We start from the raw sequence: 7290 nt of genomic DNA on the forward strand, positions 1-7290 counted from the left end.
CCCTCCACCTAGACTCGCCCTCGTCATCACTGGCTTGCAGCGCTGTGCCTGGATGAATTCGACGCCACGACCACGGCTTCCCGCCATGGCCTGCCGGTAAATCAAAACGTCCTCTGCACTGCCTGTTCGACTGCCGAACAGCGCTCGCGCAGTTACAACCAGGAATACAGCTCACAACATGACCGGGATTAAAAAAGTCCTTCATGGCGTGCCCGCCGACAGTCTGCCCCGGTTGAAACCGCAGAAACTTGGCCGGCATTACCACAAGATTCCTCACTATATTCGCGAGCTCTCCGCCAAATACCCGCGCATCATCAGCGACTACTTTCTGCGCGCCTATCGAATCAATCTCGAACTGCTGCGGGTCGACGTGCATGAGCACGTGAGCAGGGAAGCCGAGTGCCGGTATCGCTCGGCCCTGGGCAAGGTCGGTTTCGCGATGGATCGGGCACTGCTGACCGAAGCGCTGGAGTGCTACTACGGCGGCACCTGCCTGCCCAATCACGAGGCGCCGCCGGTCAGCACCTCGGAACAGCGCATGCGCACACGCCTGGGTCTGGATGTCGCCCAGCTGTTCGCCCGCTCGATTCTCGCCGGCCAGACCTTCGGCAAGCTCGAGTCCTACGAGAACGCCTACGAAGAAGCGGCCTGGGAGTACGTGGCGGAGCTGCAGTTCAGCAGCCATATCACCGGCAGCCAGTCGTCGATCTTCATCTACCTGGATACGCAACTGGTCGACGAGATGACCAGCCGCCTGACCCCGCCGGCGCCCCCCGCGCAGAGCGGCAGCTCGCTCAACCAGATCCGCCAGTTGCCGGTGCGCCTGGATTGCGTGGTCGCCAGCCTGCAGATGCCGCTGGCGCAGGCGCTCGCCCTGCGCCCCGGCGACGTGCTGCCGATGCGACTGCTCGAGCACTGCGACGTAAAGATCAACCAGCAGAAGCTGTTTCGCGGCGCCATCTTCGAAGACGAAGGCGCCTTGTTCCTGACTTCTCTCGAGAGTGTGAAGACCCCATGAGCAGCCCCATTTCCGACAACGATTTCGACAGCCTGATCAACGATGCCGGCCTCGGCACCGACGAGCTGGTCAGCGAATCGACGCCCGCAGAAGCGCCGGCCAGCCTGCCACAGCAGGACCTGAGCTTCTTCGGCAAGATCCCGGTCAACGTCACCCTGGAGGTGGCCTCCACCGAGATCACCCTCAAGGAGCTGATGGACGTCGACGCCGGCAGCGTGATCGCCCTCGACAAGCTGGCCGGCGAGCCGCTGGATGTGAAGGTCAATGGCGCCCTGTTCGCCAAGGCCGAAGTGGTGGTGATGAACGGCAACTACGGCCTGCGCATCGTCGAGCTGTCCGGTAGCGGCCTCAGCGGGCTGGGCGTGTGATGCGGCGCCGCCTGCTGCAATCCGGTCTGCTGCTGACAGCCCTGTGCTGCCCGTTGCTGGCCCAGGCCGCCGGTGGCGACATCACCCTGTTCAACTTCAACGACAGCGAAGATGGCCAGACCCTGAGCGTCAAGCTGCAGATCCTGCTGATGATGACGCTGCTGGGCTTCCTTCCGGCCATGTTGATGATGATGACCTGCTTCACCCGCTTCATCATCGTCCTGGCCATCCTGCGCCAGGCCATCGGCCTGCAGCAGAGCCCGCCCAACCCGGTGCTGGTCGGCATCGCCCTGTGCCTGACGCTGCTGGTGATGCGCCCGGTCTGGCAGGAGATGTACAGCGAAGCCTACGTGCCATTCGAAGCCGACCAGATCAGCCTCGAACAGGGCCTCGGTGAAGGCAAGCGCATCATCAGTCGGTTCATGCTGGCGCAGACCAGCAAGAACTCGCTGGAAACCCTGGTCGCCCTGGCCGGCGAGGAGATGCCCGAGGACCTGGCCCAGCTGGACTTTTCCCTGCTGCTGCCGGCGTTCGTCCTCAGCGAGCTGAAGACCGCCTTCCAGCTCGGCTTCATGATCTTCGTGCCGTTCCTGGTGATCGACCTGGTGGTGGCCAGCGTACTCATGGCGATGGGCATGATGATGCTCTCGCCGATGATGATTTCGCTGCCGTTCAAACTCATGGTGTTCGTGCTGGTGGATGGCTGGACCCTGCTGGTCGGCACCCTCACCACCAGCATTCAGCCCTACTAGCGAGGCCCGCGCGATGCTCACGCCCGAACACGCCGCCGAACTGGTGGCCCACGCCGTCTACATCACCGGCCTGATCGTCTGCGTGCTGGTGGTGCCGAGCCTGCTTGGCGGCCTGCTGGTGAGCATCTTCCAGGCGGCCACGCAGATCAACGAGCAGATGCTCAGCTTCCTCCCGCGCCTGCTGATCACCCTCGCCATGCTGGTGTTCGCCGGCCACTGGATCCTGCGCACGCTGGGCGACCTGTTCATCGAAACCTTCAAGCAGGCCGGCCATCTGGTCGGCTGACGCCATGCCCATGCACGAGCCCTTGCTGCATGCCAGCACCTACCTGAGCAGCCTGCAGGCCTACTGGTGGCCCTTCTGCCGCATCGCCGCGCTGCTCAGCATGGCGCCGCTGTTCAACCACAAGACGGTATCGGTGCGTGTACGCATCCTCCTCGCCCTGGCCCTGACCGTGGCGCTCGGTGCCGCCCTGCCGGACATGCCGCAGATCGACCCGCTGTCGTTGCGCGGCGTGCTGACCGCCCTGGAACAGGCCGCCTTCGGCATCCTGCTGGGCCTGACCCTGCAGCTGGTGTTCACCATCTTCATGCTGGTCGGCGAGGTGGTATCGACCCAGATGGGCATGAGCATGGCGCGCTACAACGACCCGGTGAACGGCGTGTCGTCGTCCTCGATCGTCTATCAGCTGTACTTCATCCTGCTGGTGCTGCTGTTCTTCGCCATCGACGGTCACCTGGTCACCGTCAGTGTGCTGTACCAGAGCTTCCTGTTCTGGCCGGTGGGCAGCGGCCTGCATTACCTGGGCGCCGAGCACTTCATCCAGGCCTTCGCCTGGGTACTGGCGGCCGCCGTGCTGGTGACGCTGCCGATCGTGTTCTGCCTGACCCTGGTGCAGTTCTGCTTCGGCCTGCTCAACCGCATTTCCCCGGCGATGAACCTGTTCTCCCTGGGCTTCCCCATCAGCATCCTGATGGGCCTGCTGTGCATCTACCTGACCCTGCCGAACCTGCCGGACAGCTACCTGCACCTGACCCGCGAGCTGCTCAACGGCATCGGCGTGATCCTGCGCGAGGGCGGCGATGTCTGAGCAGAACAGCGGCCAGGAGAAAACCGAAGAAGCCTCCGCGCACAAACTCAAGAAGAGCAAGGAAGACGGCCAGGTCGCGCGCTCCAAGGACCTGTCGACCACCATCTCGCTGATCGCCACCCTGTTCATTCTCAAGTTCAGTGCGGGGCTGTTCATGGAGGGGCTCAGCGACAGCTTCCGCCTTTCCTACATTCAGTTCGGCCACAGCGAGATCAGCCTGGACGACCTCGACACCCTGCTCGGCTACAACCTGCTGGTGTTCATCAAGCTGCTGTCGCCGCTGCTGCTCACCTCGCTGCTGGTGGTGGCGTTGTCATTGGTGCCGGGAGGCTGGGTGTTCTCGGCGAAGAACTTCGCGCCCAAGCTGAGCAAGCTCAATCCCATCACCGGCCTGGGACGGATCGTCTCCGCGCAGAACTGGAGCGAGCTGCTCAAGTCGATCCTCAAGGTGCTGGTGCTGCTCGCCGTCGGCTACGTGCTGGTGCGTGCCGCCTTGCCCCAGCTGATCGCCCTGCAGCGCAGCAGTGTGCTGGAAGCGATCTCGGCGGCGCTCGACCTGACGTTCAACCTGACCCTCTGCCTGATGCTGATCTTCGTGGTGTTCTCCTTCATCGACATCCCGCTGCAGCGCTACTTCTTCCTCAAGAAAATGCGCATGACCAAGCAGGAGCGCAAGGAAGAGCACAAGAACCAGGAGGGTCGCCCGGAGGTCAAGGCGCGCATCAAGCAGTTGCAGCGGCAGATGCTGCAACGGCAGATCAGCAAGGTGATCAAGAACGCCGACGTGGTCATCACCAACCCGACGCACTACGCGGTCGCCCTCAAGTACGACACGAAAAAGGCCCAGGCCCCCTTCGTGCTGGCCAAGGGGGTCGATGAAACCGCGCTGTACATGCGCCAGATGGCCGCCAAGCACGAACTCGAGGTCGTCGAAGTGCCGCCGCTGGCGCGCGCCATCTACTTCACCACCCAGGTCAACCAGCAGATTCCCGCACCGCTCTACACCGCGGTCGCCCATGTACTGACCTACATCCTGCAGCTCAAGGCCTGGCGCCAGGGCCGCAGGAGCAAGCCGCAACTGGCGAGCAACCTTCCGATTCCCGACAGCTTGGCCAACAGGGGCTGATCCATGAACCTACTGCAGCAACTCGCGCCCACCTTCCGCAGCGGCCGCATCGGCATCCCGGTGCTGATCCTGTCGATCCTGGCCATGGTCATCCTGCCACTGCCGCCCGTGCTGCTCGATGCCCTGTTCACCTTCAACATCGCCATGGCGATCCTGGTGCTGCTGGTCAGCGTGTCGTCGAAAAGCCCGCTGGACTTCTCCCTGTTCCCCACGGTGATCCTCATCACCACCCTGCTGCGCCTGTGCCTGAACGTCGCCTCCACCCGCGTGGTGCTGCTCGAAGGTCATACCGGCACCGGCGCGGCGGGCAAGGTCATCGAATCCTTCGGCGAAGTGGTGATCGGCGGCAACTTCATCGTCGGCCTGGTGGTGTTCGTGATCCTCATGATCATCAACTTCATCGTCATCACCAAGGGCGGCGAGCGCATCTCCGAAGTCACCGCGCGCTTCACCCTGGACGCGCTGCCCGGTAAGCAGATGGCCATCGACGCCGATCTCAACGCCGGCCTGATCGAGCAGAACGAGGCCAAGCGCCGCCGTTCGGAAGTGGCCAAGGAAGCCGACTTCTACGGGGCGATGGACGGCGCCTCGAAGTTCGTCCGGGGCGACGCCATCGCCGGCATCCTGATTCTCCTGATCAACCTGTTCGGCGGCTTCGCCATCGGCCTGTTCGTCTACGACCTGAGCGCCGGCCAGGCGTTCCAGCAGTACGCCCTGCTGACCATCGGCGACGGCCTGGTCGCGCAGATTCCGGCGCTGCTGCTGTCCACCGCCGCGGCGATCATCGTCACGCGGATCAACGAATCCTCGGAAATCACCGACCAGGTGCACCGTCAGTTGCTGGCGCAGCCGGCGCTGCTCTACACCGTGGCCGGCATCCTCTTCACCCTGGCCCTGGTGCCGGGCATGCCGCACCTGGCGTTCATCAGCTTCGCCGCCCTGGTGGCCTTCGTCGGCTGGATGGTGGCGCGCAACGGCCCACCCCGAGAGGCTGCCAGCCTGGAGCAGGTGGAGGCCCTGGGCAAGGCGATGGAGCAGGAACGCGCGCAGCACCTGGCCTGGGAAGACATCCCCCTGGTCGAGCGCCTGTCGGTATCGCTGGGCTACAAGCTGGTAGGGCTGGTCAACGAGGCCGCCGGGGCACCGCTGACCCAGCGCGTTCGCGGTGTACGCCAGACGCTCTCGGAAAGCCTGGGTTTCCTCCTGCCGGAAGTGCATATCCGCGACAGCCTGCGCCTGAAGGCCTCGCAGTACAGCATCCAGATCAACGGCGAGAAGATCGACGGCGCCGAACTGCATGCCGACCGCATGATGGCCATCCCTTCACCGGAGCTGTACGGCGAGATCGACGGCATACTCGGCGTCGACCCGGCCTACCGCATGCAGGTGGTGTGGATTCAGCCGGAAGACAAGGCCCGTGCGCTCAACCTCGGCTATCAGGTGATCGACTGTGCCAGCGTGATCGCCACCCACCTGAACAAGGTGATCCGTGAACACCTGCCGGATGTGTTCAAGCACGATGACGTCGACCATCTGATGCAGCGCCTGCAGGTGCAGGCACCGAAGCTGGCCGACAGCCTGAAGACCCAGCTGAGCTACACCCAGCAGCATCGCGTCTACCGCCAGCTGCTGCAGGAGCAGGTGCCGCTCAAGGATATCGTCACCATCGCCACCACCCTGCTGGAGGCCAGCGAGTCGACCAAGGACCCGGTGCTGCTCGCCTCCGACGTGCGCTATGCCCTGCGCCGCAGCATCGTCGGCATGATCGCCGGGGAGCGTCAGGAACTGTCGGTATTCATCCTGGAAAATGCGCTGGAGAACACCTTGCTCAACGCCCTGGCCATCGCCCAGCAGGCCGGTCCGGTGAGCCTGGACAACATCCCGGTCGAACCCAGCCTGCTCAACCAGCTGCAGAACACCATGCCGGTGGTGAAGGAGAAACTGCGCAAGGACGGCCATCCGCCGATCCTCACCGTCATGCCACAGCTGCGCCCCCTGCTGGCGCGCTATGCCCGCGTCTTCAGCCCCGGCCTGCATGTGCTGTCGCAGAACGAGATCCCGGACAGGGTAGGCGTCAACATCCTCGGCACCCTGGGCTAGTCGAGAAGCCTCCCGACAGGGTGGATGCCGCACTCGGCATCCGCCCCATCAGCCCTGCCACCCGAGGCTCACGCCTTCTCCTTGCGCAGCTTGCGCATTCCCTCGATCAGACGCACGTATTCGGCCGACTCGCCCTGCAGGGCCATGCCCGCTTCGAAGAAGCCGGTGCGGGTGTTCTCCTGCGACCACTGGCAGACCATGTCCACGTCCACCTGACGCAGGTTCCCCTCCCGATCGCGCATGCGCACTCTCAGCTTGAGCGTGCTGCCCGGCTCTACGAGCGCATCGCTCAGCAGCTTCATCCCACACTCGGAAACGTCGCCGGCATAACCGATCAGCGTGTCGCGCTCTCGATCACTGATCTTGATGCGAAAGGTGGAACGGAAGGTGATTCGACTCGATTGGCGCATAGGAGATTGCCTTAGTACTCGCCACGTCTGGCTGGATCGCGAGGATCAGGTGCTATCGATCGACGTCATGCGAAGAGAACGTACGCGTTGATAACCTGTGATTCATCAACGCAAGGCGACCGCCAGGAGGGATTACTTAAGCCTGCTTGCAGAGCAACCACCCAGGTACGGCGATCACCGCGATCGCCCGCAAGCGGGCTCCTACAGGGGTTTCGAGACCCAGGCCGCGTCCCGTAGGAGCCGGCTTGCCGGCGATCACGTCCTGCAGGTTACCCCGCCACCGGCGACGCTGTCCGCACCCGACTTTCTGCCGCGCAAAGAAGAAACCCCAGACCTCGTTAGAGATCTGGGGTTTCGTATAGGAGCTTGACGATGACCTACTCTCACATGGTGAAGCACCACACTACCATCGGCGATGCGTCGTT

At 63.6% G+C, this 7290-nt stretch carries 8 protein-coding genes; 7 read left to right on the plus strand and 1 reads right to left on the minus strand.

Annotated features, from left to right (window positions below):
- The first annotated feature begins 178 nt into the window (after positions 1 to 178).
- The 7 genes from EPK82_RS24525 to flhA are packed head-to-tail and all read left to right on the plus strand — an operon-like array spanning position 179 to position 6455.
- Positions 179 to 1018, plus strand: a complete 840-nt coding sequence (locus EPK82_RS24525) for a FliM/FliN family flagellar motor switch protein (protein ID WP_134678336.1) — start codon at positions 179 to 181, stop codon at positions 1016 to 1018.
- On the plus strand, positions 1015 to 1386 hold the full coding sequence (fliN, locus tag EPK82_RS24530) for a flagellar motor switch protein FliN (RefSeq protein ID WP_047587253.1): 372 nt from the start codon (positions 1015 to 1017) through the stop codon (positions 1384 to 1386). The genes EPK82_RS24525 and fliN overlap by 4 nt, the downstream gene beginning before the upstream one ends.
- Complete coding sequence (fliP, locus tag EPK82_RS24535) at positions 1386 to 2138, plus strand: flagellar type III secretion system pore protein FliP (RefSeq protein WP_037051400.1); 753 nt, start codon at positions 1386 to 1388, stop codon at positions 2136 to 2138. Before fliN ends, fliP begins: the two co-directional genes overlap by 1 nt.
- Positions 2139 to 2151: 13 nt before the next feature.
- Positions 2152 to 2424, plus strand: a complete 273-nt coding sequence (locus EPK82_RS24540) for a flagellar biosynthetic protein FliQ (protein ID WP_037051071.1) — start codon at positions 2152 to 2154, stop codon at positions 2422 to 2424.
- A gap of 10 nt (positions 2425 to 2434) precedes the next feature.
- Positions 2435 to 3229: a flagellar biosynthetic protein FliR gene (gene fliR, locus EPK82_RS24545; protein WP_047587258.1), complete on the plus strand. Its 795-nt coding sequence runs from the start codon at positions 2435 to 2437 to the stop codon at positions 3227 to 3229.
- Entirely contained in the window at positions 3222 to 4355 is a 1134-nt protein-coding gene (gene flhB / locus EPK82_RS24550; RefSeq protein ID WP_134678337.1) for a flagellar biosynthesis protein FlhB, read from the plus strand. The genes fliR and flhB overlap by 8 nt, the downstream gene beginning before the upstream one ends.
- Before the next feature lie 3 nt (positions 4356 to 4358).
- Positions 4359 to 6455, plus strand: a complete 2097-nt coding sequence (flhA, locus tag EPK82_RS24555; protein WP_037051064.1) for a flagellar biosynthesis protein FlhA — start codon at positions 4359 to 4361, stop codon at positions 6453 to 6455.
- A gap of 68 nt (positions 6456 to 6523) precedes the next feature.
- On the opposite strand, the gene EPK82_RS24560 is transcribed toward flhA, so the two are convergent.
- Positions 6524 to 6865: a PilZ domain-containing protein gene (locus EPK82_RS24560; protein WP_047587266.1), complete on the minus strand. Its 342-nt coding sequence runs from the start codon at positions 6863 to 6865 to the stop codon at positions 6524 to 6526.
- Positions 6866 to 7290 lie beyond the last annotated feature (425 nt).

The organism is Ectopseudomonas khazarica (assembly GCF_004521985.1).
Lineage (GTDB): Bacteria > Pseudomonadota > Gammaproteobacteria > Pseudomonadales > Pseudomonadaceae > Aquipseudomonas > Aquipseudomonas khazarica.

Excerpts from the sequence above, each read along its gene's own strand:
- EPK82_RS24525 (WP_134678336.1), top strand. The coding sequence starts at position 179 with ATGACCGGGATTAAAAAAGTCCTTCATGGCGTGCCCGCCGACAGTCTG.
- fliN (WP_047587253.1), top strand. The coding sequence starts at position 1,015 with ATGAGCAGCCCCATTTCCGACAACGATTTCGACAGCCTGATCAACGAT.
- fliP (WP_037051400.1), top strand. The coding sequence starts at position 1,386 with ATGCGGCGCCGCCTGCTGCAATCCGGTCTGCTGCTGACAGCCCTGTGC.
- EPK82_RS24540 (WP_037051071.1), top strand. The coding sequence starts at position 2,152 with ATGCTCACGCCCGAACACGCCGCCGAACTGGTGGCCCACGCCGTCTAC.
- fliR (WP_047587258.1), top strand. The coding sequence starts at position 2,435 with ATGCACGAGCCCTTGCTGCATGCCAGCACCTACCTGAGCAGCCTGCAG.
- flhB (WP_134678337.1), top strand. The coding sequence starts at position 3,222 with ATGTCTGAGCAGAACAGCGGCCAGGAGAAAACCGAAGAAGCCTCCGCG.
- flhA (WP_037051064.1), top strand. The coding sequence starts at position 4,359 with ATGAACCTACTGCAGCAACTCGCGCCCACCTTCCGCAGCGGCCGCATC.
- EPK82_RS24560 (WP_047587266.1), bottom strand. The coding sequence starts at position 6,865 with ATGCGCCAATCGAGTCGAATCACCTTCCGTTCCACCTTTCGCATCAAG.